At 51.4% G+C, this 24,200-nt stretch carries 22 protein-coding genes and 1 pseudogene; 2 read left to right on the plus strand and 21 right to left on the minus strand.

Annotated features, from left to right (window positions below; all coding sequences use genetic code 11):
• Positions 1–19: 19 nt before the first annotated feature.
• On the minus strand, positions 20–1,060 hold the full coding sequence (gene tdh / locus JOD24_RS05585; RefSeq protein ID WP_429246483.1) for an L-threonine 3-dehydrogenase: 1,041 nt from the start codon (positions 1,058–1,060) through the stop codon (positions 20–22).
• A gap of 213 nt (positions 1,061–1,273) precedes the next feature.
• Here tdh and JOD24_RS05590 point away from each other — a divergent pair, with 213 nt between their 5' ends.
• Positions 1,274–1,945, plus strand: coding sequence for a hypothetical protein (locus JOD24_RS05590; protein ID WP_380163207.1), 672 nt, complete (start codon positions 1,274–1,276; stop codon positions 1,943–1,945).
• Positions 1,946–2,159: 214 nt separating this feature from the next.
• Here JOD24_RS05590 and JOD24_RS05595 read toward each other — a convergent pair whose 3' ends face one another.
• The 14 genes and pseudogenes from JOD24_RS05595 to recA form a co-directional block, all read right to left on the minus strand.
• Positions 2,160–2,813: a hypothetical protein gene (locus tag JOD24_RS05595; RefSeq protein ID WP_380163208.1), complete on the minus strand. Its 654-nt coding sequence runs from the start codon at positions 2,811–2,813 to the stop codon at positions 2,160–2,162.
• Positions 2,814–2,919: 106 nt separating this feature from the next.
• Positions 2,920–3,115, minus strand: a pseudogene (locus tag JOD24_RS05600) (VOC family protein); the annotation flags it as partial.
• Between the two features lie 628 nt (positions 3,116–3,743).
• A complete protein-coding gene (locus JOD24_RS05605; RefSeq protein WP_380163209.1) occupies positions 3,744–4,610 on the minus strand; it encodes a 2-oxoacid:ferredoxin oxidoreductase subunit beta in 867 nt (288 codons plus the stop codon).
• Positions 4,597–6,357, minus strand: coding sequence for a 2-oxoacid:acceptor oxidoreductase subunit alpha (locus tag JOD24_RS05610; RefSeq protein ID WP_380163210.1), 1,761 nt, complete (start codon positions 6,355–6,357; stop codon positions 4,597–4,599). Before JOD24_RS05610 ends, JOD24_RS05605 begins: the two co-directional genes overlap by 14 nt.
• Positions 6,358–7,268: 911 nt before the next feature.
• Positions 7,269–8,210 carry a dipeptidase gene (locus tag JOD24_RS05615; protein WP_380163212.1) on the minus strand — a complete coding sequence of 314 codons (942 nt, stop codon included), beginning with the start codon at positions 8,208–8,210 and terminating at the stop codon, positions 7,269–7,271.
• 188 nt (positions 8,211–8,398) lie between these two features.
• Positions 8,399–8,659 (minus strand): stage V sporulation protein S, encoded by a 261-nt coding sequence (locus tag JOD24_RS05620; protein WP_040387185.1) that lies wholly within the window; start codon positions 8,657–8,659, stop codon positions 8,399–8,401.
• 143 nt (positions 8,660–8,802) lie between these two features.
• Complete coding sequence (locus JOD24_RS05625; protein WP_380163213.1) at positions 8,803–9,594, minus strand: TIGR00282 family metallophosphoesterase; 792 nt, start codon at positions 9,592–9,594, stop codon at positions 8,803–8,805.
• A 51-nt stretch (positions 9,595–9,645) separates the two neighbouring features.
• Positions 9,646–11,148, minus strand: coding sequence for a ribonuclease Y (rny, locus tag JOD24_RS05630; protein ID WP_380163335.1), 1,503 nt, complete (start codon positions 11,146–11,148; stop codon positions 9,646–9,648).
• A gap of 344 nt (positions 11,149–11,492) precedes the next feature.
• Entirely contained in the window at positions 11,493–12,170 is a 678-nt protein-coding gene (locus tag JOD24_RS05635; protein ID WP_380163214.1) for an ATP-binding protein, read from the minus strand.
• Positions 12,154–12,417, minus strand: coding sequence for a hypothetical protein (locus tag JOD24_RS05640; protein WP_380163215.1), 264 nt, complete (start codon positions 12,415–12,417; stop codon positions 12,154–12,156). Before JOD24_RS05640 ends, JOD24_RS05635 begins: the two co-directional genes overlap by 17 nt.
• Positions 12,383–13,858: an AAA family ATPase gene (locus JOD24_RS05645; protein ID WP_429246484.1), complete on the minus strand. Its 1,476-nt coding sequence runs from the start codon at positions 13,856–13,858 to the stop codon at positions 12,383–12,385. Before JOD24_RS05645 ends, JOD24_RS05640 begins: the two co-directional genes overlap by 35 nt.
• Positions 13,855–14,844 (minus strand): metallophosphoesterase family protein, encoded by a 990-nt coding sequence (locus JOD24_RS05650; protein ID WP_429246485.1) that lies wholly within the window; start codon positions 14,842–14,844, stop codon positions 13,855–13,857. Before JOD24_RS05650 ends, JOD24_RS05645 begins: the two co-directional genes overlap by 4 nt.
• A gap of 4 nt (positions 14,845–14,848) precedes the next feature.
• Positions 14,849–15,505, minus strand: coding sequence for a RecX family transcriptional regulator (locus JOD24_RS05655; RefSeq protein ID WP_429246486.1), 657 nt, complete (start codon positions 15,503–15,505; stop codon positions 14,849–14,851).
• Positions 15,506–15,525: 20 nt separating this feature from the next.
• Positions 15,526–16,614, minus strand: a complete 1,089-nt coding sequence (gene recA, locus JOD24_RS05660) for a recombinase RecA (RefSeq protein WP_429246487.1) — start codon at positions 16,612–16,614, stop codon at positions 15,526–15,528.
• A gap of 221 nt (positions 16,615–16,835) precedes the next feature.
• On the opposite strand from recA, the gene JOD24_RS05665 reads away from it, so the two are divergent.
• Positions 16,836–17,147: a metal-sulfur cluster assembly factor gene (locus JOD24_RS05665; RefSeq protein WP_380163220.1), complete on the plus strand. Its 312-nt coding sequence runs from the start codon at positions 16,836–16,838 to the stop codon at positions 17,145–17,147.
• A 57-nt stretch (positions 17,148–17,204) separates the two neighbouring features.
• Here the strand turns inward: JOD24_RS05665 and JOD24_RS05670 are convergent, their stop codons facing one another.
• The 6 genes from JOD24_RS05670 to JOD24_RS05695 form a co-directional block, all read right to left on the minus strand.
• Entirely contained in the window at positions 17,205–18,788 is a 1,584-nt protein-coding gene (locus JOD24_RS05670; RefSeq protein ID WP_429246488.1) for a DEAD/DEAH box helicase, read from the minus strand.
• Entirely contained in the window at positions 18,785–20,038 is a 1,254-nt protein-coding gene (locus tag JOD24_RS05675) for a competence/damage-inducible protein A (protein ID WP_429246489.1), read from the minus strand. Before JOD24_RS05675 ends, JOD24_RS05670 begins: the two co-directional genes overlap by 4 nt.
• Positions 20,039–20,063: 25 nt before the next feature.
• Positions 20,064–20,648, minus strand: a complete 585-nt coding sequence (gene pgsA / locus JOD24_RS05680) for a CDP-diacylglycerol--glycerol-3-phosphate 3-phosphatidyltransferase (protein ID WP_380163223.1) — start codon at positions 20,646–20,648, stop codon at positions 20,064–20,066.
• A 338-nt stretch (positions 20,649–20,986) separates the two neighbouring features.
• Positions 20,987–21,811, minus strand: coding sequence for a helix-turn-helix domain-containing protein (locus JOD24_RS05685; RefSeq protein WP_429246490.1), 825 nt, complete (start codon positions 21,809–21,811; stop codon positions 20,987–20,989).
• Between the two features lie 343 nt (positions 21,812–22,154).
• On the minus strand, positions 22,155–22,889 hold the full coding sequence (locus JOD24_RS05690) for a helix-turn-helix domain-containing protein (protein WP_380163225.1): 735 nt from the start codon (positions 22,887–22,889) through the stop codon (positions 22,155–22,157).
• 37 nt (positions 22,890–22,926) lie between these two features.
• A complete protein-coding gene (locus JOD24_RS05695) occupies positions 22,927–24,195 on the minus strand; it encodes a helix-turn-helix domain-containing protein (protein WP_380163226.1) in 1,269 nt (422 codons plus the stop codon).
• Between the last annotated feature and the right edge of the window lie 5 nt (positions 24,196–24,200).

A 24,200-nucleotide genomic window follows, 5' to 3' on the forward strand; every position in this document is an offset into this window, starting at 1 on the left:
CAAATTCCTGTTCCTGATTTCAAGGATACAAAACCACTTTACCAGAGTTGCCACTCATCATCTGTTCAAAGCCTTTCTCAAACTCTTCCAGAGAGAAACGATGGGTAATCATCGGTACGAGATCCACCTGTCCCGATTCTAGGAAAGCGGCGGTTTGCTGCCAAGTCTCATACATCCGACGCCCCACGATTCCATGCACTTGAATTCCTTTCATCACAATTTCATTACTTACATCCAACTCCACCGGTTGGGTGGGAAGGCCCAGCATCGAGATGCGGCCGCCGGCTGTCAACATGGAGAAACCTTGTCGAATGGCAGTCGCATTTCCCGACATCTCCAGCACCACATCGACTCCCTGATTCTCCGTCCATTTCGCCGTCTCCCGGATTGGGTCCTGCTTTTGAGACTGAATCTGCACATCCGCTCCCATCTTCCGGGCCAAATCGAGGCGATACTCGTTCAGATCCAAGGCGATGACCTGGGCGGCACCTGCTGCTTTGGCCACCGCCACCGCCATCACGCCGATGGGGCCGCAACCGATCACTGCCACAGACTTTCCAGCAACAGGACCGGACAGCGCCGTGTGAACCGCGTTACCCATCGGCTCCATCGCCGATGCGACTTCCGGCGGCAACTCTTTTTTGTTTTTCCACAGGTTATCTGCGGGCATCACCGCATATTCGGCAAAACATCCCGTGCGGTTCACTCCGATGATCTCCGTGTTAGCGCATACATGAGCTTCCCCCCGCCGGCACTGAGGACAATGGCCGCATACGATGTGGGTTTCTGCCGAGACATGGTCTCCCACAGACAAATGCTTCACGCCGGCACCCAATTCGATCACTTCTCCCGAAAACTCATGACCAAATACCATCGGCGGCTTCACCCGAGCAGCTGCCCAATCATCCCAACGGTATATATGAACATCAGTTCCGCAAATCGTTGTTGCTTGAACCTTGATCAACACTTCACCAGGTCCGGGCGCGGGAATGGGGACTTCCCGCAGCTCAGCTCCAAAACCAGCATGGTGTTTCACCAACGCGCGCATACTTCCACTCACAGCGGACACCTCATTCCACTTGAAATCCGAATATTCCTTTACACATCTACATTATAACACGATTTTCCCCACATCGGAATTGTCCTTTTGTAACGGACACCTTTGAGAGTCCTTTCTGCCTGTTTGCACTAAAAATTTGACAAAAACGATTAACTGAATATACGATCTCGTTAGGCAAAGTCTGTCGATTGATGTCCAAAGGAGGTCGGTGAAGTGTTCGAAAAGTTGCTGACCCGAGCACGTTCGCTATTTAAGTCTTCCCCACCCTCTGCGCCAGAGCCCTTGGAACCTTCCCCAAAGCCCAACTCGTCCACTGTCCCTGAACCGCCCGTTGAGCCACCAGAAGAAAAAGTAAAGGAAGCTGATGACAACGAAAAAATCCTCCGGTACGTGGAAGGGGATTTCACCTTCACCATGCCCTTGGAAGAAGAAGAGCATCATGTCTTCCATGAAGCCAGAAAAAAATATGAAGAAGCGAAACTTCAGATGAAAGACGATGACTCTCCTTGGGCAACGAACCAATTGGAAAACCTGAAAGCGATGCAATATTGGTCTTTGCAAATTTATTACCGCGACCAGGCCCAACATTTCTACAAGCAGCGCGAGGAAGATCCGGAGAATCTGGAAAAAGCCATCCGATATTGTGAAAAACAGATCGAATACGCCCCCATGGCGATCCGCGCCAACCAGATGAATCCTCAATCCAAGGGACTTCCACAACATTACGGATACAAACAACTCGCTATCATCCATGAAAAACAAGGCCATTTCCAAGATGCGATCCGCTTATGCAAACAAGCCCTGGAGGAAGGTTGGAAAGGAGATTGGGAAAAACGAATCCAACGGCTTCAGCAAAAATGGGATAAGGTCAGGCATGTTGATTAGCCATATTTTAGGCAGGAAATAAGGTCGGGATGGTGGGACGGTGAAGAGTCTTTGCGCTCTTTGCAAGAGATCGTAGCCGTCTCACCATCCCCATCCCCTCAGAGCGAGCGAAAGGATCGTTTCGTTCCCATCATCCACTTTAGGGTTCATCAACAGCCCTGGGATAAGGTTTCGTCCGAAAATTAAAAGACAGCCGCTATGATGCGGCTGTCTTTTATGAAGTTCCCGCCCGATCCTCCAACTCACGAATCCGAGCATCCCAGTCCCCTTCCCAATCTTGTTTTTTCGCCTTTTGAGCCAGACGAAGAGCTTCATGCCACTCTCCCACTTCTTCATACAAAGAGATCAGCGTCTCATACCCAGGATGTCTCGGAAGATTGAAATTGTACGGATCCATGCGATAAGCCCGCACCGCCACCGGAGCATACTCAATCTGCCGTTCACAGAAACGGATCGTGCGGTGAAGGGCCACCGGATCCTCATTTCTTTGTTCATAGTAATATTGAATCTTCTCGGTGAAATAATCATGCAGGGCCAAATACTTCTTGGACTCCCATTGCTGGTGAACCCGGGGATCGGAATGAACCAGTTTGACTTCTTTCAACTTCCTTCTGGCTCGTTCGTACAAGCGAGCTTCTTCGGCGGAGATCAGCATCCGAAAATCCATATCCCCTTCTCGAAAGCGAAATTCCGCCTCATAATCTTCTTCGTAGGCTTTGTCTCGCTCCCGGCGTGCCCGTTCCTCCTGGTATTCCTCCCATGCCTTCTGAACCCCGACTTTTCCTTTTTCAAGCCCTTTTTCTAGAAACCGTCGCGTCTTCTCAATCATCATCTTTCGCTTCTCTTCATCATTGAACAGGTTCAGCATCGGTTGAACCTCCCGTCCGACTGATCCTCTTGACCCCTTATTATATCATGACCGATGGGTAAGATTACAGCTAATTCCTTTATAGAAAGAGTTGAGAAATATTCATCTATAGATGAGTATTGACGAGCTTCCCAAATGGATTCTTCCTTACATAAAAACGTCGAACTCCCCATGGCTTCCTCAACGGGCCCATCCTCCATTGGAACCTCTGCTTCTTTCACGTGAGTGAGTGCACTGTCCAGATCATCAACTTCAATTGACAAATCGGGCACTGGTATCCCAGAGCCGCCCTCTGAAAGAAAGCGGTGAATCAAGAAACAGGCGGCAAAAGGGAGTCGTGTACTGCCCAAGCGATCTTTGTTGGGCTGAAGCCCTGAAATCGAGGTTGCGCCACGGGCACTACAATCTGAAATAAAGGTTGCGCCACGGGCACTACAATCTGAAATAAAGTTCGCACCACATGCGTGCTGATTAGCCCTATTTTAGGTAGAAAATCAGGTGGGGATGGTGGGACGGTGAAGAGCCTTTGCGTTTTTTGCAGGAGATCGTAGCCGACCCTCCCTCCCTGTCCCCTCAAACGACATTTTACAACGGAGACAATGGGAAGAGCGAAAGGATCATTTTGTTCCCATCATCCACTTTAGGGTTCATTAACAGCTCTGGTAGCACCACAGGCACAACAATCTCGATAGATTGAAGCCCTGAAATAAAGGTCGCGCCACGGGCACTACAATCTGAAATCGAGGTCGCCATCCTACCATTGATAGAACAACGGACCGAAATGGGAAACCCCACCCGTATTTACAACACAACTGGTGTAACCTTCATTTCACATCCTCCTAAGTTTTCTGCCTTATTTCGGTACGATGAACCTACTCTGTTAAAAAGACCGCTTCCCTTTATAGGGAAAGCGGTCTTTTTAACCATAGTTTAAGAAAACTCCGCAACCAACTGGTCAAACTTCTCCCGTTCTAGCTTCAGATCCTGCTTCGCAAGTCCAGACTCCCGGAATCCCGGAATCAGCTCTTCATAGCTTGGCCGTTCTTTGTTCTGATAAATCAGCCCCGTCACAAGCCCTTCCGTCTCCATCAACTTTTGCATCGCCATCATCCGGTTGGAAGGGTCATAGTCCTCGTTCTGATCCAGATTGACCAAATGCTCCTTGAACCAGTCATACGTGTTGATTTTATTGTAAGTGACGCAGGGACTATAAACATTGATCAGAGAGAATCCCTTGTGCTTCAATCCCTCTTCAATCAGTCGGGTCAATTGTTTCAGATCGCTAGAAAAACCCTGAGCCACAAACCCCGCCCCCGCCGTAAGTGCCATCTCCAAGGGCGCAAGGGCAGTTTCGATGGAACCTTTGGGAGTGCTGTTCGTTTTAAAACCCATTTCACTCCGGGGGGAAGTTTGCCCTTTGGTCAGTCCATAGATCTGATTATCCATAACAATATAGGTGATGTCCACATTTCGCCGGATAGCGTGAATCGTATGATTCATTCCGATGGCAAACCCGTCGCCGTCCCCTCCAGCCGCCACCACTGTTAGATCACGATTGGCCAATTTCAAACCCTGGGCGATCGGCAATGATCGTCCATGGATCCCATGAAAACCGTAAGCGTTCATATAACCGGAAATCCGGCCGGAACAACCGATCCCAGAGACCAGAACTACCTCTTCAGGCTCCAACCCCTGACTAGCAAAGGCACGCTGCATGGCGGCCAAAACGGAGAAATCGCCACAACCCGGACACCAGTTGGGCTTCACTTTATTGCGGAAATCCTTAAACGTGGCCATGGACCAACATCTCCTTACATTGATTGTAGATTTCCGAAGGAAGAAAGGGATTTCCATCATATTTGAGAATGTGAGAGATCTTTTCGCCCATCCCCACATGAAGCTTGATCAGATTGGCAAGCTGCCCAGTGGCGTTATTCTCCACCACCACCACCCTTTTCGCTTGCTTGATCATAGGTTGAACCTGATCTGTCGGGAAGGGAAGCAACTGACGGATATGCAGATGATTGACTTTCACCCCGTCCTCCTCCAATCGCTCCATCGTTTCCTGGATCACTCCTCGGGTGGAGTTGATGCCCAGGAGCAACAGATCGGGCTGAACATGCTCGGCACGGACATGCACCGGATCCTCAAACTCGATTCCCTGACTCAGCTTCCGCAATCTTTTCTCCATCATCTTTTTCCGGTTCAGTGCTTGTTCCGACGGGCGACCGGTTTCATCATGCTCCACCCCGGTAACGTGGTGAAGACCGTTTTTGACACCCGGCAACACCCGGGAAGATACCCCTTCCTCCGTCAGTTCATATCGTTTGTACAACTCGGAATGCTCCAGCTCCTTCAACCCATCCCCATCCGTCACCAGCTTTCCACGATCGATGTGAATCCGGTCATAATCGAGGGGTTCCACAGTCTGCTTGCCAAGGGATAGAGCCAAATCAGAGAGGAGAATCACTGGACACTGATATCGATCCGCCAAATTGAAGGCTTGAATCGTATCATAGAAGCATTCTTCCACCGTACTGGGAGCGATCACAATCTTGGGGATATCCCCATGGGTGCTGTAAATCATAGCATTGATATCGCTCTGTTCCTGTTTGGTGGGAAGCCCCGTACTGGGCCCACCCCGTTGCGTATCCACAATCACGGCAGGGGTTTCAGTCATTCCGGAAAGGCCGACCGCCTCCGTCATCAGCGACAACCCCGGACCGGCAGAGGCTGTTAATGCCCGAACGCCACCATAATTGGCACCGATCACCATGGAGATAGCCGCAATTTCGTCCTCGGTCTGCACCACGGTACCTCCGAATTCAGGCAGTCGCCTAATTAAGTATTCCATAATTTCTGAAGAGGGCGTAATCGGGTAAGCAGCCATCAGACGGGCTCCTGCAGCAATCGCTCCCAGAGCGATCGCATCATTGCCGATCATATAGAGCCGCTTCTTTCCGTCTGATTCCTCCAGCAGAAGTGTTTCCAGAGGACCTCCGCATTTCTGACGGATTTGCTCCGCCCCTTCGCGAATCGCTTGCATATTTTTTTCGACCACTTGCTCCCCTTTACGGGCAAACTTCCCTTCAATCACATTTTGAAAGGATTCCAATGGCAATCCCATCAAAGCGCTGGAAGCACCCACAGCCACCATATTCTTCATCTGAGCCAGACCCACATCCTGTGCAATCCGGGTAAAGGGAATGGAAAAAAAGCGGGCTTGGATCCCCTCTGGAAGGACAGGATTAAACTTAGAGTCCGCCAACACCACCCCATCGGCGTGCAGTTCTTGGGCATTCAAGTCGATGGTTTCCTGATCAAAGGCGACCAAAATATCCAAATCATCGGAAACCGCCCGGATGGGACGAGTGCTAATCCGAATTTTGGTATTGGAATGTCCTCCCTTGATACGGGAAGAAAAGTGGCGATAACCGTATAGATAATATCCCAAGCGATTCAGCGCGGTAGAGAAGATCTCACCGGTGCTGTCGATCCCTTCTCCTTGTTGGCCGCCCACTTTCCACGAAAGTTGCTTGATCAAATGATTTCATCTCCTTTGGTTCTACCCTGCAACTGTCGCACCCTTATCATTACAGTTTTCATGAACCGATTGACTGTATCTTTTCACTTCATAAAGGGATGCTGGATGCCCACCCGCCACCGCCAAAAATCTGCGGTTTGCGGGTTTTCTCACACCCGTTGTTCAGTTATTCATTCTAGACCCCTGGCCCTTAAAAAGCAACCACTGTATACCGCCTACCAGGCGGGGAGATTGTGTTTCACCCACACGACCGTTGCCATCCAACAAGGAAGTAATGACTGGCCACTCCACATCTGACCATCGGGCAGGGGCAAAGGCCTACGCAAGCAACACAGGGAAGATTGTTGCCCCTAAAAGCCCTCTCGTAAGACTTCTCCGCTGGGTAGGATGGCAACCTTTATTTCTGGTTGTAGTGCCTTTGGTGCATCCTTTATTTCAGATTGTAGTGCCTTTGGTGCATCCTTTATTTCAGATTGTAGTGCCTTTGGTGCTACCAGAGCTGTTAATCAACCATAAAATGGATGACGGGAACGAAACAACCCTTTCCCTCTTCCCATTGCCTCCATCATAAAATGTCGTTTGAGGGGACGGGGAGGGTGGGACGGCTACGATCTCTTGCAAAAAACGCAAAGGCTCCTCACCGTCCCACCCTCCCGACCTGATTTCCTACCTAAAATAGGGCTAATCAACATGCCTGTGGTGCGTCCTTGATTTCAGATTGTAGTGCCTGCGGTGCTACCTCTATTCCGGGCTTCAGCCCATCGCGATTGTTGTGCCTGTGCACATAAGGTCGCTTTGCACCCTTAGGGCACAAGTCTCGCCAGGGTCGCTTACCGCTTCCAGGTCTCGCTATGGCAGCACACGACTCCCTTCCACCGGCCATTTTCCGGTTAATCAACAGCCCTGACCGCCTACAAATGTCTGCTATAAAACTCATGCCAGTTTGTCCAAGTCCACCGTTTCACTAAATGTTCCGGATAGCGCTTCAGCAATTCTTCACCCAAGGAAGGGAGCTTGCCGATGTGTTCCAATCCCGGGATCTTCTGTTGGATTCCGTCAAAATCAGACCCAAAAGCGATCCTCTCTTCTCCTCCCTGACTACAGATATATTCAATATGCTTCAAAAGGTCATCCACTGTGGCTGCATCCGGATCATCATGGACAAACTGAGGAACAAAAGTGATCCCGATCAATCCCTGTCTGTCCACTAAAGCCCGGATCTGATCATCCATCAGGTTCCGCCGATGAGAACAAAGGGCGCGAGCATTGGAATGGGAAGCGATCACCGGCAGATCTTCCTCCATCACATCCCAGAATCCTCGGACCGAAAGATGGGAAACGTCCAGTACCATCCGCAGGCGCTCCATCTCCCGGACCAACTCTCTGCCGAAGCGGGTCAGACCGCCCCCTCGTTCTTCTTCAATCCCGTCCGCTACTTCATTGGCGTAATTCCAAGTCAAACCCACCTGACGAACCCCCAGTCGGGATAGGGTCCGCAGATAGCGAAGGCTCCCTTGCAACGCATCCGCCCCCTCCAAGGACAACAGCCCCCCCATCCGATTTTCCTGGGTCAGGTTGTTCAACTCCTCCGGCGTTCGGACCGGTTGCACGCCCCCTTTTCGGACGACCTCTTCATAGAACCGATCCACTTGTTCCAATGCTACTTGCCAGCTTTGACTGCGAGGAACATTCTCCGGGACAAAGATTGCAAATACCTGCAATAGCACTCCCGCTTGTCTGGCTGTATCATAGGTTACATCTAGGTCGTTCCCCTTTCCGTAGAAGTCCAGGTCCCCCTCCGCATCTTTCCAAAGTTTATACAATACATCACAATGACCGTCCATCCACCTCATATTGTATCCTCCTATAATCATTGTAAAAAATATTGGGTTTTAGTGATTTTGGATCGTTAAGGGTTATCTCCATCATCCGATCCGATCGCCTTCAAACGAAGTAAATCACACAATACTTCGATTGTAAACACAAAAGAAAACCTGTTTATAATTTATAAACAGGTTTAAGTGTTCGGTTGTCATTCCTCTCAGCGAGGCTCCACGATCAGCTTGATTGCCGTCCGTTCCTCACCATCGATGACAATATCGGTGAAAGCAGGAATACAGATCAAGTCAATTCCACTAGGCGCAACAAATCCTCGTGCAATCGCAACCGCTTTGACGGATTGATTGAGTGCACCTGCTCCAATGGCTTGGATCTCGGCATTGCCTCGTTCTCGCAGGACGCCTGCAAGTGCACCAGCGACGGAGTTCGGGTTGGACTTTGCTGAAACTTTTAATACTTCCATATCGGCTACCTCCTCGATGGTTTGGAGTGAATCCACTGTTAATATATTCGGCAATCTTTTATAAATTCCTTCTATTTGTTGCTATCAGCCTTTATTTTCCGTAATCCCCGGAATCTATAGGTTTTTATCGGGATCCACCTCAATTATTCAAACCAAGGCTGGTCATCATCCAAGCGAAGCCGTTTGATCCCCGTCGCCTTTCCTGTCGCGGAATTCAAATCAATCAGCACGGCATTCAATTGGTTTCTACCCTTGGCCACTTCAAAACGAACCGGTAACTGTGTTAAAAACTTCTTTATGACCAATTCTTTGTCCATCCCGAGCACACCGTCATAGGGGCCCACCATTCCCACATCGGTCAAATAGGCGGTTCCCTGGGGCAAGATCCGCTCATCGGCAGTCTGAATATGGGTATGGGTCCCCACCACCGCAGATACGCGGCCATCTAGATACCAAGCGAGAGCCAGCTTCTCGGAGGTGGTCTCCGCATGGAAGTCCACCAGCACCGGCGGATTTCCCTTCAATTTTTTCAAAATTGCATCCGCCTCTCGGAAAGGACAATCCAATGTGGATAGAAAGGAACGCCCCATCAGATTGATCACCACCAACTCTCCACCGGCAAACTTCAAGTGGACGTATCCTTGTCCCGGAGTGCCTTCCGGGTAGTTGGCCGGGCGAACCATCCGTTCTTCACCATCGATAAAATCAAAAATCTCCCGTTTATCCCAAGTGTGATTTCCTAAAGTAATGCAATCCACTCCGGAACCATAAAATTCCCGGGCGATAGGTCGCGTAATCCCTCGCCCGTCGGCGGCGTTCTCCCCATTCACAACAATCAGGTCGGGATGATGAGCACGTTTCAACTTCGGCAGATATTCCAAAAGAGTTTTTTGTCCCGACAAACCGACCACATCACCGATCATCAGTATTCTCATCGCTTATAGCACTCCTCTTCAGGGAAAAAAATAAAGCGGCGCAATGCCGCTTTATTTAGCGTATTCGACAGCCCGTGTTTCGCGGATCACTGTAACTTTGATATGCCCCGGATAGTCCAGCTTATTCTCAATCTCTTTCTTGATCTCCCGTGCCAGTCGGGTGGACTCACCGTCATTGATCTCATCCGGGCGAACCATGATCCGGACTTCACGGCCAGCTTGGATTGCATAGGATTTCTCAACCCCGTCGAAGGACTCACAGATCTCCTCCAACTTCTCCAACCGTTTGATATACGCCTCCAGGGTCTCACGTCGCGCGCCAGGTCGTGCTGCCGACAAGGCATCTGCCGCACCGACCAGTACCGCGATCACGCTGGTGGCCTCCACATCGCCGTGATGGGATGCAATTCCGTTGATAACAGCCGGGTGCTCATTATATTTTTTAGCCAGTTCAACCCCGATCTCCACATGAGAACCTTCCACTTCATGGTCAATCGCTTTTCCGATATCATGCAGGAGACCCGCCCGTTTCGCCAGATGGATATCATCACCCAGCTCGGCTGCCAACAGACCGGCCAAATGCGCCACTTCCATCGAATGTTGTAGCACATTTTGTCCATAGCTCGTCCGAAATTTCAACCGGCCCAGAATTTTGATCAGATCCGGATGGAGACCGTGTATACCCGTTTCAAAGGTGGCTTGTTCACCGTATTCCCGGATCCGTTCATCTACTTCTTTGCGGGATTTTTCCACCATCTCTTCGATTCGAGCCGGATGGATCCTGCCATCAGCCACCAGCTTTTCCAAGGCTACACGGGCCACTTCTCTTCGAATGGGATCAAATCCGGAAAGAATCACCGCCTCCGGCGTGTCGTCGATAATCAGATCGATTCCGGTCAATGTTTCCAATGCACGGATGTTACGGCCTTCACGTCCGATGATTCTTCCTTTCATCTCATCATTGGGAAGTGTGACCACAGATACAGTAGTCTCTGCCACATGATCTGCGGCACATCGCTGGATCGCCAGGGAGAGGATGCTCCGCGCCCGCTTATCGGCTTCTTCCTGAGCCTGTTGCTCCATCTCCTTGATCATTTGCGTCGTCTCATGTTTCATCTCATTTTCTACTTTGGACAAAATCAGTTGCTTCGCCTCATCCGTGGTCAATCCAGACAAGCGTTCCAATTCCGCCACCTGGCCCCGGTAAAGCTCATCGATCTTCTCTTTCTGGTCCCGAATGGCTTCTTCCCGTTGGCTGAGAGTGTCCTCCCGATTTTCTTGGCTCTCCTGTTTCTTGTCCAAAGTCTCTTCCTTCTGCATCAGACGACGCTCCAACCTGGCCAGATCGTTGCGCTGTTCGCGAAGCTCCTGTTCCGCCTCCGTCCGCAGACGGTGTACCTCATCCTTGGCTTCCAGAATGTTTTCCCGCTTCAACGTTTCCGCATCGCTTCTCGCTTTATCGATGATCTGTTCCGCCTCTTTTTCGGCACTGCCGATCCGGGCTTCCGCTGTCAATCTCCGCATCCGGTACCCGATGGCCGCACCCAGACCCATTACGAGGAGGAACAGGAGTAACCACACGAGAAAATCAGTCGCCTCAATCGCTACCCACCTCCTCCCTTCCCCAAGTATAAAACAAGACCGATCCGCCTCGGTCTGTTTTGCATCACATGCTTACACGAGACTCCACAGGCCTCCCGTATATTTGGCAAGAGACGGGAATCTCCTAATTCGTCTCTCTTCCGGATCAGGTCAAATCCCTTCCACAGCTGAAACAAAAAAATTCCCGATCCTATGATAAAGCTCCCGCCCGGTATCAACAGTGGGCACTTACATATCCCTGAGTAAGCATCTTCCAAGCCAATTTAAGGATTTTAGATGCACTCCAATTGTATTATTTACCCGGCCTCATTGTCAAGAACACCGGGAATGCGAACCAGAGTTTCCCCACCTCTCATCTGGACCTGAAAGACGCGATCCGCCCCTTCCGTCAGATGGGAATTGTGGCTGACCAGAATCACCTGTCGACCAAACATCTCTGCAGTCGCTTTGAGAAATTCCAGCATGGGAAGCACATACTCCGCACTAACATGCTTTCCCGGCTCGTCCAGAATCAAAGGACCCTCCGGTCGGGGGCGGAAGGTTTCCACCATCGCTACCCTCAGTGCCAAGGAGATGATATCCACCACGCCCCCTCCACGAGCATCCTGGGGTTTGGTCTTTACCGGAGTCCCTTCCCAGTCGGTAATCACATAAAACTCAGCTACCGATTTGCCACCGTGCTCCAACAGCTCAATTTCAAAGCGAAACTGCGGTCCGAATACATACTGAAGGGCATTGGTGACCAGTGTCTCCATTTGCTCCTTCGCTTGCAGCCGGGCATGTTCAGCCGACCCCTGCAAGAGAACTCTCACCTTTTCGAAAAGGTCTCGTTCCTTTTCTCCATCTCGCCGCTGGTTTTCCATATCATCCAAGAGCTCCTGCAACCCGTTTCTCTCCGTCTCTCGGATCAGTACTTCCTTCTTGGCTGATGCCAAAGCTTCGCTTAACGCATGCAGTTCACTTACTTGATCCATGGTTGCGGTTCAGCTCCTCCGGCAACAGGTTCCACGCCTCCCGAATCCGGCTCTCAATCTCCTCTTCCAGCCTTTGGATCTCCTCTTCTAAGCGGTCGGGTTCCACACCTAGCTCCTCCAGCTCCTGAAGGAGCTTTTTTTCCTCTTGTTCCAAGCTCTCCAGCCTCGCCTCAGCCCGATAGCGCTGATCCTTGGCTTCATTTAAAGCTTGTTTAAGTTGTTTGATCCTCTCTTCCTGCTGCTGCACCGGCCATTCCTCCTCCGTATTCTTCCATGATATGTTCCAGGACAGAATCATCGATCGGGGAACTGCAAGTGGGGCACCGGCCCAGTTCGCGGAGAAGGGTGGCCAGATGGCCGGTGCATCTCTCGATTTCATCACCTTTATCCGCCAGAAACCGGCGGCCCCGGGACAGACGTTCCCGGCAGTCCTTCCATCCCTGCTCCAGTTTGAGAAGATGGTCTCGTTTCTCCACCAGACTACTCAGCTTTTCCACTTCTTCTTCCGGCAAATGGACCCGTTGTCGAAGACGGTGGTGCAGAAGTTCCTTTTCCCGTCCCAATGCCTGAGCCTTCGGTAACAGACCCACCAGCACCTGATAACGCTTGCCCAAGCGCTCCAGTTGATCCGGATCTAGCTGATCGATTCCAGCGGTAACCGAACAAATCCTTCGCTGTCGGTCCGCTTCCCTCTGCACCCGTCTCCGTTGCTCCCGGAGCGGGATCAGCTGTCTCAACCGCTCCTGTTCCTGGGTCAGGTGGGACAGGTGATCTTCTACTTCCATCGTCCGTTCGGTTTCGACCCGGACCTTTTTCCAGCCTTCCCGTTCCATTCGGATCCCCGAAAAGGCCGAGGCGAGTCGCTTCATGTGACCCTGATCAAGAAGGGCCCGTTCCACTTCCAGAAGGATCCGATCGGCTTCGTCAACACGGGACAATCCCCTCAGCCGTTCCTGGATTCTCTGGATCTCCTGGCTCATCCGATCCCGATAATCCTTCAGACGACGGATCGCTTCCAGACGCTTCTGCATGTCTGCCGCTTTCTGATACCGATCTTCCGCCTGTTCCAGCTGTTTCTGGAGCTTGGGTAAATTTTCATAGGGCTGGAGACGTTGCTTCAGATCCTCCGATTGCTTTACCACATGTTTCAGTTTGGAGTTGACTCCACTCAAATCCTGGGCGGTTCCCTGTAAAGCGATATCGATGATGTGGGCTCCACTGGCCCTGCCGATGGATTTGGCCTTCACGCTTCCTGTTTCCGCCAACAGGAATGGCGGTTCCAGTTGCGTGCCGAACTGGGCGGGCAGTTTCCAGTCAGAATCCAACTTCAATGCATGCATTCCATGGGCATCCATCACTTCCTGCGGGACAGAGGATCCAAAGCCTTCATAGACTTGTTCCTCCTGCTCAGGGACCTTCAGTATGTACCGATTGACGGAAGCGGAACGTATCCGGGTAATCTCCGTACCGTCGGAGAGAGTCAGGGTGACCCGACACCGCTTTTTTCCCGCTCGGATGAAGTCGGTCCCTTTGGGTTCATTGTAGAGAACCCATCGCAGTGCCCGCAAAATTGCGCTTTTGCCACTGTCCGACGGGCCGACGAACACATTGATCCCATCGTTAAAGAATGCTTCTGTTTGTTCGTGGGACTGAAAGTTTTCGATCACCAACCGTTCAAAACGTTTCAATCCTCTCCCCTCCCGGTTCCCAAGTGTTCTTGCACCACCGCAATCCGTCGCAAGGCTTCATGGCGAACCTCATCTTCCACATTTTTCGATCCTGCGATCTCCTCCACAATCCCCTGCACATGGAGACTGCGAAAATCATGATCCCGGATTTCCCGTTCAAAGGCGGCGATCCTCTCTTCCCGATAGGCCCCCTGTTCCACCCAAGACCGGTCCAGCACCTCTTCCCCTGGGGCGGCGCATTGGAGTGGAAGCAGTTTCACCCTGATTTCCTTTCCGAAATCGAGCACTGCCACCTGAGGGTGACGGTGGATCTCCGTAGGGTGGTTGTTGATCCGGGCCAATGCTCCCGGATTGATGATATACCGGCCTTCCTTTTTCTTAACAGGAAAACCGGCGTGGTAATGTCCTGTCAACAAGACATCTACCTCTTCCGACCAGAGATGGTCGGCCAAGGTGTGGGGAACACTGTCGGGAAGTGCGCGGTCCACCACCATTCCGTGGACCATATGGACACAGTAATCGGCATCTGTCTCATTTTTCACCACATAATCCATCGTCGGATCCCGCCGATCCAGATCATAGTGGAAGGGTTGGCCGGTAAGTTGCACACGGACTCCCCCTTCCTCCAGACAGATTTTTTCTCCTCTCCGGATCAACCGAACCGCTCCAAAAGCATCCAAAAGGCCCAGCATCGATCGATCCACCGTCTCCGGGTTATGTCCGTATATATCATGGTTGCCGGCAATCGTATAAATCGGTGTTTCCAATCGGCGCAATAAACGGGCAAAATCCCGCACGACGGCGGGAGACAGGTCCGGTCGATCAAAAAGATCTCCGCCGTGGAGCACAGCGTTCACCTTTTCCCGACCAGCGATGTCGATCACTTCATTCAACTTATTCCGAAGGGCTTCCACAAAATCATCGGTTCTGCTCCGGGGAGCCGTCCCCCGGATATGAGTATCTGTCACATAGAGGAGACGAAGCATCAGATCATCCCCCTTCTTCCCGATGTCTCATCCGAAGCTCATGCAATAACCTGTATACCAACGAGGGTTGAAACCCTCTCCGCAACAGATACTGGCCCAGGCGCCTTTCCACCTTGGGCCAGGGTTCCCCTGCGAGACGACGGTACCGCTTTTCAGCCGTCTCTCGAGCCAGTTTATGTTCTTCCTCATCATCCACCCGACTGAGCACATCCTCGGCAATCTCCGGGGAAATTCCCTTCTGTTCCAACTCACGCTTCAAAGCCAGGACGCCGTATCCTTTCCGCTCGCGACGCTCTTCCACCCAAGCTTCGGCAAACCGCCGATCGTCCAGAAAACCCTGATCTTTCACTTCGGTGATCACCGAATGAATGGAATCCGGCTCATACCCTTTGGCCTGGAGATGAAGCTCCACCTCACGAACCGTCCGCGGGCGATAACTGAGATAATGAAGGGCGGACTGGCGAACCTTATTCTGCTCTTCCTCCGCCAAGATCCGCCGGATCTCCTCTCCATCCACCTTCATCCCCTTTGACAGGGCGAACCGGACCAAGACGTCCTCATGAACAGAGAATCGATAAGTGCCATCCATATGAATGTTATAACGGGGTAAGCCACTTTTTTGTCTCTCGATCCGTGTGATTTCACCCGCTTCGTCTTCCATCGGTTCTCACGCCTTCTCCTTTATTCCTTCAGGTCGAGGGAAAGAGCTTCTGCCTTTTTTTCGCCCCCCGCCTTTTTCGATTGCTTCTCAGGCTTCTGTTCCTGCTCCTGTTCCGGAGTGACTGTCTGCAGGTCAAAATGTTCCCGGATCTTATTTTCAATGGAGAGGGCCACTTTGCTGTTTTCCTTGAGGAATTGTTTGGAATTCTCCCGACCCTGGCCCAACCGATCTCCCTCAAAGGAGTACCAGGCACCACTCTTCTTCACAATGTCCAGATCGCTTCCGATATCCAAAATGCTGCCTTCTTTGGAGATCCCCTCTCCGTACATGATATCCACTTCCGCTTGCTTGAAAGGAGGGGCCACCTTATTCTTGACCACTTTGATCCGGGTGCGGTTACCCACCATCTCGTTGCCCTGTTTGATCGTTTCCGCACGTCGCACTTCCAGACGGACACTGGAGTAGAATTTGAGGGCACGGCCACCGGGAGTGGTTTCAGGGTTGCCGAACATGACACCCACCTTTTCCCGGATCTGGTTGATGAAGACCGCAATCGTCTTGGACTTGCTGATCGCTCCGGAGAGCTTACGAAGAGCTTGCGACATCAAGCGAGCCTGCAAACCGACATGGGAATCCCCCATCTCACCTTCGATTTCCGCCTTCGGTACCAGAGCTGCCACCGAGTCCACAACGATAATGTCAATCGCTCCGCTACGGACCAAAGCCTCGGCAATTTCCAACGCCTGCTCCCCCGTATCGGGCTGAGATAAAAGCAGTTCGTCGATGTTTACCCCCAGCTTCTCCGCGTAAACCGGATCCAGAGCATGTTCCGCATCGATAAAGGCCGCCTGTCCGCCCCCCCGCTGCACCTCAGCAATTGCATGAAGGGCAACCGTCGTCTTCCCTGAAGACTCAGGACCGTACACCTCAATGATCCGGCCCCGGGGATATCCTCCGACTCCCAACGAGATATCTAAAGCCAGCGCACCACTGGAGATCGTTTCCACTTGACGAGCACCAGCTTCTCCCATCTTCATGATCGAACCTTTACCAAACTGTTTTTCTATCTGCCTCAAAGCCATATCCAGAGCCTGACGGCGGTCGGACATGCATCCTCACTCCTTCGATTCCCTTGGATAACCTCATCATACATCCTTTTTCAGCCCCTGCCAAGACCATTTGCGAACATTTATTCGATCCCCCACATCCTCCCCCTCGCAACTCCAGAAAAACTCTGGTATTATAAGGGGTATAGTACGGAAACACTTAGCAGATGAAGGTACATGCCCCATACAATGGAATTTGAATCCCCCGAAAAGGAGTGAGGCGAATGGATAAAGAAAAAATGGTAGAAGAGGTCATGGAAGCTCTGGAAACCGTTGAAGACCCTGAGCTCCATATCGATATCGTCAACCTGGGCTTGGTCTACGGAGTAGATGTCGATGATGGAGGGAACGTCAAAGTTACTATGACCCTGACCGCCATGGGATGCCCTCTCGCTGGAATGATCAATGAGATGGTGGAAGTTGCCGCCAAGTCCGTCGAGGGAGTCAAAGAGGTCGAAGTAAATATCGTCTGGAACCCGCCCTGGGACAAAGATCGGATGTCCCGATATGCCAAAATGGCTTTGGGAATCCATTGAAAAAACAACAAAAAAAACCTGCCGGCTCCAACCGGCGGGTTTTTTTGTTGTTTTAGGTCAGGAGCGGTTCCGGGGACGGGCTGGCTCCAGATTGACTCTAGCACCATTGATCTTGCTCTGGCGAAGGGCTTCAAACACGAATGGAGCCGCTTCTTCAGGGACTTCCACAAATGAAAACCGATCATAGATGTTGATTCGACCCACTTTTTTGGCGGCGATTCCCGCCTGCTCGGCGATCGCTTTCACTAACTCCCGGGGGCGGATATCTGCATTGCGGCCCACATTGATGAAGAAACGGACCATACCTGGGGACGCACCCGTTTCCCCAAAGTCATAGACTGCATCTGTGGCTCCGGTAAAGCGGTCCGCAAAAGCCATATGCAAAGCCGCCGCCGCAACCTGATTGGCATCGTGTTTATCGGTCAGGTTTTGCACCAGCTCTTCAAAGATCGGAATCAGTTCACCGGACTGGATCGTCTCAACCAACTGCTCTTTCAACAACTGTTGTTGTCTCTCCGCCACTTCCTCCAAGCTGGGAAGTTCCCGGGACTTCAACTCGCCGGCGATTTCATGTTCAATGGAACGAAGCTGCTTCATCTCCCGGGGGGTGACCAACGTCAAGGCAAGCCCCGTGCGACCCGCCCGTCCGGTCCGGCCGATCCGGTGCACATAACTTTCCGCATCCTGCGGGATATCATAGTTGATCACATGGGAGATCGTGCCCACATCGATCCCACGGGCCGCCACATCAGTGGCCACCAGTAGTTCAATATCGCCCCGCCGAAAAGAATTCATCACCCGATCCCGTTGTTGCTGAGCCAGATCCCCATGTAAACCCGCCGCAAGGTATCCCCGGGCCTGCAGAGATTCAGCCAGCTCGTCCACACCTTTTTTCGTGCGGCAAAACAGAATTCCCTGCTCCAGGGATTCACTGTCCAGAATACGGCACAACGAATCCAATTTAGCGCTTTCCAACACTTTATAGTAAACCTGTTCAATAATCGGAGCAGTCACTTCTCCGCGACTCACCGTAATATATCGGGGCTTGTTCATATATTTGCGAGAAAGTTGCCGGATCGCGGGGGGGATGGTTGCCGAGAAGAGCAACAACTGTCGGTTCTCCGGCAGGTGATCCATCACGGCCTCAATATCGTCGATGAATCCCATGTCCAACATCTCATCCGCTTCATCTAACACCAACATCTCTACATCATCCAAACGAAGCGTTCCGCGACGAAGGTGGTCCAACATACGCCCCGGTGTGCCAATCACCACCTGAACGCCTTGTTTCAAAGCCTTAATCTGACGTCCGATCGGCTGCCCGCCATAGATGGGCAACGTCTTCACCCGCTTGGCACGCCCGATCCTGCGAAGCTCTTCCGACACCTGGATAGCCAATTCCCGGGTCGGAGCCAGTACAACTGCCTTCACCTTTCTAGAACCGGGATCCACATGTTCCAGAAGCGGAATTCCAAAAGCAGCGGTTTTTCCAGTCCCTGTCTGGGCCTGGCCGATCACATCCTCACCTCTGAGGACGGCGGGAATACATTCCGCCTGGATGGGAGATGGCTCTTCAAACCCCATCTCCCGAATCCCCTTCATAATCAGGGAATCTAGTTCAAAGGAATCAAAATGCTTCATTTCGCAGCTACACCTTTCTTTAATCGTTCCAACAGAGTATAGAGCGCTTGTTTGACAGCACGGATTTGAATCTTTTGCCGAGAGCCGCCAAGGTCCAATCGATAAGCCCGGGGCGCCTCGCCCTTTTCGGACAACCCCAGATAAACCAGGCCCACCGGTTTCCCCTCTACCGGGTCGGGCCCTGCCACACCTGTCACACTGAGGCCAAAGTCGGTGTCCAGTCGACTCCGCACCCCTTCTGCCAAGGCGAGAGCGGACTCCATGCTGACCGCCCCCTGGGTTTCCAACAGCTCAGGAGACACCCCTAGCATTTCCTTCTTCACCTCGTTGGTGTAACAGACGATTCCACCTTGAAAGCCGGCACTGCTGCCGGGCACCGATGTCAATGTCTGAGCCAACATTCCCCCGGTACAACTTTCAGCGACAGCCAGCTTTTTCCTCTGATCTCTGAGTGCGGAAATGACCAGCTTCTCCAAGGTATCATCATCTTCACCGTACATAAACCGGCCGACAGACTGTAAAATCGCCTCTTTTACCGGAGCCATCAGTTCCTGCGCCCCTTGAAGATCACCAGCCTTCGCCGTCAAACGAAGAGTGACCTCTCCTTCCTTGGCCAAAGGGGCGATCGTCGGATTGGTCTGGTCTCGGATCAATGTTCCGAGCCGCTCTACCAGGTGGGATTCGCCAATACCGAAAAAGCGGAGAACGTTGGACACCACCACTTCCTCCGTATTGCGGATCGACTCCAAAAAGGGGCGTACTTCCTCATGATACATGGGGTACAGCTCCGTCGGAGGACCCGGGAGGAGAACGCAGGTAACCGAATTCTTCGATACCGCCACACCAGGGGCAGTTCCATTGCGATTTCGAAACACCTCTCCCCCTTCGAACACCCATGCCTGTTTATAGTTGGAGGTTGGAATGGTTTGCCCCTTTCCGGAAAACAATTGTTCCAACGATGCTACCGACGGAGGGTGTTCCACCAGCGGCACCCCCAAAACCTCTGCCACGGTTTCTTTCGTCAGATCATCCTCAGTCGGACCCAATCCACCTGTGAAAATGACCAACTCAGAGCGGGAGACGGCCCTCTTCACCACTTCTTTCAGTCGACTGTGATTATCACCGACTGAAGTATGAAAAAACACATCAATTCCCAGTTGAGAGAGCTCCCGGGACAAAAACGCGGAATGAGCGTCTACAATCTGCCCCAGCAACAACTCCGTTCCCACCGCGACCAATTCAGCACGCATCCGAAGACTTCCTTTCTCAGCGGGGTTAGCGGGACTTTGTAAAGTGGATGACACTGCGATTTTTTAAGAAGTAGTCGATTCCAGACCAAATCGTGATCGCAACTGCCAACCAAGTGAGGATTTGAGAAAAAGGAAAGGCGATGAAAGAGAAGGGAAAGTTGTTTAACATCAGCGCAGCAATGGCAATGATCTGGACAATCGTCTTCAATTTACCGAGAGGACTGGCCGCAATCACCTTTCCTTCGGCGGCTGCCACCAAACGGAGACCCGTCACTGCAAATTCTCGGCTGATAATGACAATCGCAATCCAAGCATCTAACCGCTGCATCTCCACCAAAGAGATCAACGCCGCCGAAATCAGCAGTTTATCAGCCAGGGGATCCAAAAATTTCCCCAGATTGGTCACCAATTTCCGTTTGCGAGCAATATAACCGTCCAAGCCGTCTGTCACCGCCGCCAGAATAAACACCAGGGTGGCGATAATCTCACTAACGGTGATCACACCTTGACCGATGTGGAATTGACCCAGATCGTAATTAACCAGAAGAAATAACATCACTACCGGAACCAGAAAAATCCGAACCAGGGTGATTTTATTTGCTAGATTCACATCAGCGAACCTCCCCCGCAGGATTGGAAGGTACAAGGTTGCAAAATGCTCTCCTCCGTGTCCAGTCTCCTTTTCGTTTGTTTCCGGCGCCAACCCGTATGGGATTCGAATCTTGCTATATAACCTTACCATAATCCAGCATGCTCAAAAACCGCCAGAAACAGACCCCGTTCTATGTATATCGGAAAACCATAATTTTACACCTTCGGTTCCGCATAAAACAAGCCCTCTCACTAGGGCTTCATCCGTTCACTTTCCCATTCTCTGCAGGTAAGTATAAACCATTCTTTTCTTCCGTGTCAAAAAGGAAATGCCCACCCCGGTATGGGCGGGCTATCTCACTTCTTCAGCTTTAACTGGTATGCATGGGAACTCTTCTCCTCTGAGGTGTCGATCACATGTCCGTTCACAGTCAATTTGACATGCTCCGGATGGCCAATCATCAGGGAAACCCACTCCGGATGTGTGAAGGTTTTTTCCATTCCTGCAGCAAGCTCTGCTTCCTCATCGATCTTTTTAGTCGGCCCCCCAGGCCGATAGCGAAACCAAGTATCTTTATTGGCCTCCACGGTCACCTCTACCTTTTTAGCATTGGAAACTTCAAAGACATCCCCGTAATCATAGGTTTCTGAAGGTTTCACCAGTCTTACCTGCGAGGTGTCTTTCTTTTCCCCAAGAGGTTTCCCCTGTTCTGCCTGGGCCGTGGCTTCCTCCTCAGTCTTCTCCGGTGGGGCATCACTGAAAACAAAATACAGAATCACCACCGGAATCAATAAAGCAAGCCCGATCCCCAGCCATGTGTACCCTTTTTTCCAAAGCTTTAGGGAAGGTTTCTTTTCCTTCCCCTTGTCTGCAGCGTACCGCTCTTTCCTGCTGAGAACCGGTGATGCCTCCTCTTTCTCCTCGATGATGAGCGATGAATCCGCCTCGCTTTGGAAGGATTCTTCAAATTGTTGAATCATGGGTGCCGGATCCAGATCAAGAAACTCCCCATAATTCCTTAGATAAGCACGAGTGTAAAATTTTCCGGGAAGAACCGAAAAATCTCCATCCTCCAATGCTTGAAGGTACCGGATTTGAATGTTTGTCCGGTCCTGCACATCTTCCAAAGTGAGTCCGGCCTCTTCCCTCGCCTGTCTCAGTCGATCGGTCGGTTTCGCCATGGTGGATCACCTCCTGCCGCCTGCCACTATGGGGAATCAAATGATATTAGAATTAGAACAGATTGAAAAAGGAGAAAAAAGTCCTGTTCAGTATAACCGAGGCAAAAGACTCATGTCAAAAGGCTCCCTCTTGACGGGAGCCTTTTGACATGAGAAATAGGAAACAATTTCTCTTTTTCTTATGAAGTCTTGATTTTCATTCTGTTGACTTTCACTTCCACTACAGAGAGGGACTCAGCTGAAGAAAAGGTCTTCCCTTTTTGCGAAAATTAGAAAAAGACTACCCTTTTTAACATGCTCCCAATGGATAGCGCACTCCTACTCCTTAATCTATTGTTCCACATCATTCTCCTGTCACCAAGATCAGGACATAGATGGAAGCTGGAATAAGCAAGAGCGCCATCACGATCAGGAAACGGTTGTACCAGATTCCAAATTTGCTTTCCTTCGATTCTTTCGCTTTGCCACGCCTTTTAAGAGCGGAATTTTTCCTAGAAGTGCTTCGGCTCAGGGAAGGTTCTTCTATAAAGGAATGCTTTCGGCTTTCTTGGCGTTTCGGAGAAAGCCCCAATTCTTCAGGTTCCGGTACATCCGGAGGCATACTTACCCTTCTTCGCCCGCCTCGGGAGGATCTCCCCGTCACCTCGCCTCCCACAATTTTTTGAGAGCCAGTCTGCTGCCGCTTGAAACGAGCACTTCGGGAAAGAGGTGCCTCCTCTATGCTACTCGCAGTCTGTTCCTCGTCTCCCATCGAGAGAGAATGAGTACTTGATCTTCGGCTGGATCCCCGGGAAACAGATCCCCGATTTGAGTGACCGACTACATTTCTACCTTTGGCAACCTCTTTCATTGCCGAACGATACGCTCCCACAATCTCCCGAGGATCTAGCCCAAGCGTATTTGCATAGGTCCTGAGGTATACCCGAATGTAATAGGGACTAGAAAGATTCGAAAAATCGCCGGCTTCCAGGGATGCGAGGTCATAGGCAGGTATCCTGGTGTAATGTTCCATCTCGTCAAGGGAGTACCCTTGTGCTTCCCGGGCTTGTCTGAGCCGGTGACCGATTTCAACCGACACCCGGCCCACCTCCTACGAGTGATTTGTTTTTTGATGATTATTTTTTCAGTTGGATTCGGTAGCTCTTAGGAACATCCTGGGCCGTCGTATCGATCTCTTCGCCGTTCACTTTGATTTGCGTACTGGATGGTTTTACCAGACGGAACCAGATAAACTCATCCGATTTCAACTTCCGCTGTTCCCCCGTTTTGATCTCGTAGGACTCCTCTACATTGTTCACTTTACTACCGACTGATAGATTGGTACTTCCCTTGACCGATTTGATCTCCACTTCGATCTTTTTTGCACTTTCCAGGTTGAACAGATCGCCTTCGATGTCATTGCCCGTTTTCACTTTGTTCAATTGTGGGGTACTCACATCCTGAGCATTAGCGGTGTTGTCGTTTTTGGGAATCCCAGCCGATGGTTGGTCCGCTGACGACTGTTCGGATGTCCCCGACTCGGAGGTGTTCGTCAGGATCGTATACCCCCCGATGGAAACCAACAACAATGCTCCGATGGAAGCCACGCGAACCATCCACTTACTGGCTCCACGCTTTTTCGGTTTGCCGTCCCCTTTTTCCACTCCCCGCTTCATCTCTTGCGACACCTTGCGGGGAGTCATCGTCTGTTGCAACTGTTCCTGTGATTCGCCGGAACGGGCAGCTGCCGGCTGGCGGTCGATGGGCTGCATTCGTTGCGTATGTCGGAAGTGATCCCCTCTCGATTGAGGAGACTGGATATTCCCTGCCCCTGGGTGAGAGGGTGGAGTCGGGATGTTTCCTGCCCTTGGGAGAGGGGACGGTCCACCTTGGATATCGGAAGGTGATTGCATAGTTTCTTCTTGCCCTCTCCATCCGGTATCCAATGGAGAGATCGGCTGCTGTCGATTGCGGATTGGGGGCTGGGGGTTGGGATCCGAAAAGGGCTGTATCGGTTGCCCCTTCGGCGACGTCATGCGTTGTTGTTTTGAAGGATAAGTTCGACCCAATCGAGGATCCCCCCGAAAAGAACGTTGCCCAACACCTCTGCTCCTCAAGTCTTCCCGTTCCATCCCTTGAGGAGCCAGAGGTTGCCTGCGAGGCACTCCTCCAGGAATCGCCATCCGTTCATACCGATCCATCAACGGTTGAGCATCCAAACCGAGGCAGTGCGCATAGGATCTAAGAAACGCACGGACATAAAAAGGGCTCGGCAAGGAATCAAACTGGTCATTTTCTAGTGCACGCAGATACTCGATGTGAATCTTGGTACTCTGCTGCACCTGTTCTAGCGAGTAGCCCTTAGCCTCCCTCGTCTCCCTCAACAGGATTCCGATACCAGACATAACTG

Source organism: Kroppenstedtia sanguinis, from assembly GCF_050433445.1.
In the GTDB taxonomy this organism is placed as follows: Bacteria; Bacillota; Bacilli; order Thermoactinomycetales; family DSM-45169; genus Kroppenstedtia; species Kroppenstedtia sanguinis.

Bases quoted from the DNA above. Each gene is read 5' to 3' on its own strand.
- JOD24_RS05695 (WP_380163226.1), bottom strand. From the start codon at position 24,195: ATGTCTGGTATCGGAATCCTGTTGAGGGAGACGAGGGAGGCTAAGGGC.
- JOD24_RS05650 (WP_429246485.1), bottom strand. From the start codon at position 14,844: ATGCTTCGTCTCCTCTATGTGACAGATACTCATATCCGGGGGACGGCT.
- JOD24_RS05675 (WP_429246489.1), bottom strand. From the start codon at position 20,038: ATGCGTGCTGAATTGGTCGCGGTGGGAACGGAGTTGTTGCTGGGGCAG.
- JOD24_RS05615 (WP_380163212.1), bottom strand. From the start codon at position 8,210: ATGAGGTGGATGGACGGTCATTGTGATGTATTGTATAAACTTTGGAAA.
- JOD24_RS05620 (WP_040387185.1), bottom strand. From the start codon at position 8,659: ATGGAAGTATTAAAAGTTTCAGCAAAGTCCAACCCGAACTCCGTCGCT.
- JOD24_RS05685 (WP_429246490.1), bottom strand. From the start codon at position 21,811: ATGGCGAAACCGACCGATCGACTGAGACAGGCGAGGGAAGAGGCCGGA.
- JOD24_RS05670 (WP_429246488.1), bottom strand. From the start codon at position 18,788: ATGAAGCATTTTGATTCCTTTGAACTAGATTCCCTGATTATGAAGGGG.
- JOD24_RS05625 (WP_380163213.1), bottom strand. From the start codon at position 9,594: ATGAGAATACTGATGATCGGTGATGTGGTCGGTTTGTCGGGACAAAAA.
- JOD24_RS05665 (WP_380163220.1), top strand. From the start codon at position 16,836: ATGGATAAAGAAAAAATGGTAGAAGAGGTCATGGAAGCTCTGGAAACC.
- JOD24_RS05655 (WP_429246486.1), bottom strand. From the start codon at position 15,505: ATGGAAGACGAAGCGGGTGAAATCACACGGATCGAGAGACAAAAAAGT.
- JOD24_RS05595 (WP_380163208.1), bottom strand. From the start codon at position 2,813: ATGCTGAACCTGTTCAATGATGAAGAGAAGCGAAAGATGATGATTGAG.
- recA (WP_429246487.1), bottom strand. From the start codon at position 16,614: ATGTCCGACCGCCGTCAGGCTCTGGATATGGCTTTGAGGCAGATAGAA.
- rny (WP_380163335.1), bottom strand. From the start codon at position 11,148: ATGGGTCTGGGTGCGGCCATCGGGTACCGGATGCGGAGATTGACAGCG.
- JOD24_RS05635 (WP_380163214.1), bottom strand. From the start codon at position 12,170: ATGGATCAAGTAAGTGAACTGCATGCGTTAAGCGAAGCTTTGGCATCA.
- JOD24_RS05605 (WP_380163209.1), bottom strand. From the start codon at position 4,610: ATGGCCACGTTTAAGGATTTCCGCAATAAAGTGAAGCCCAACTGGTGT.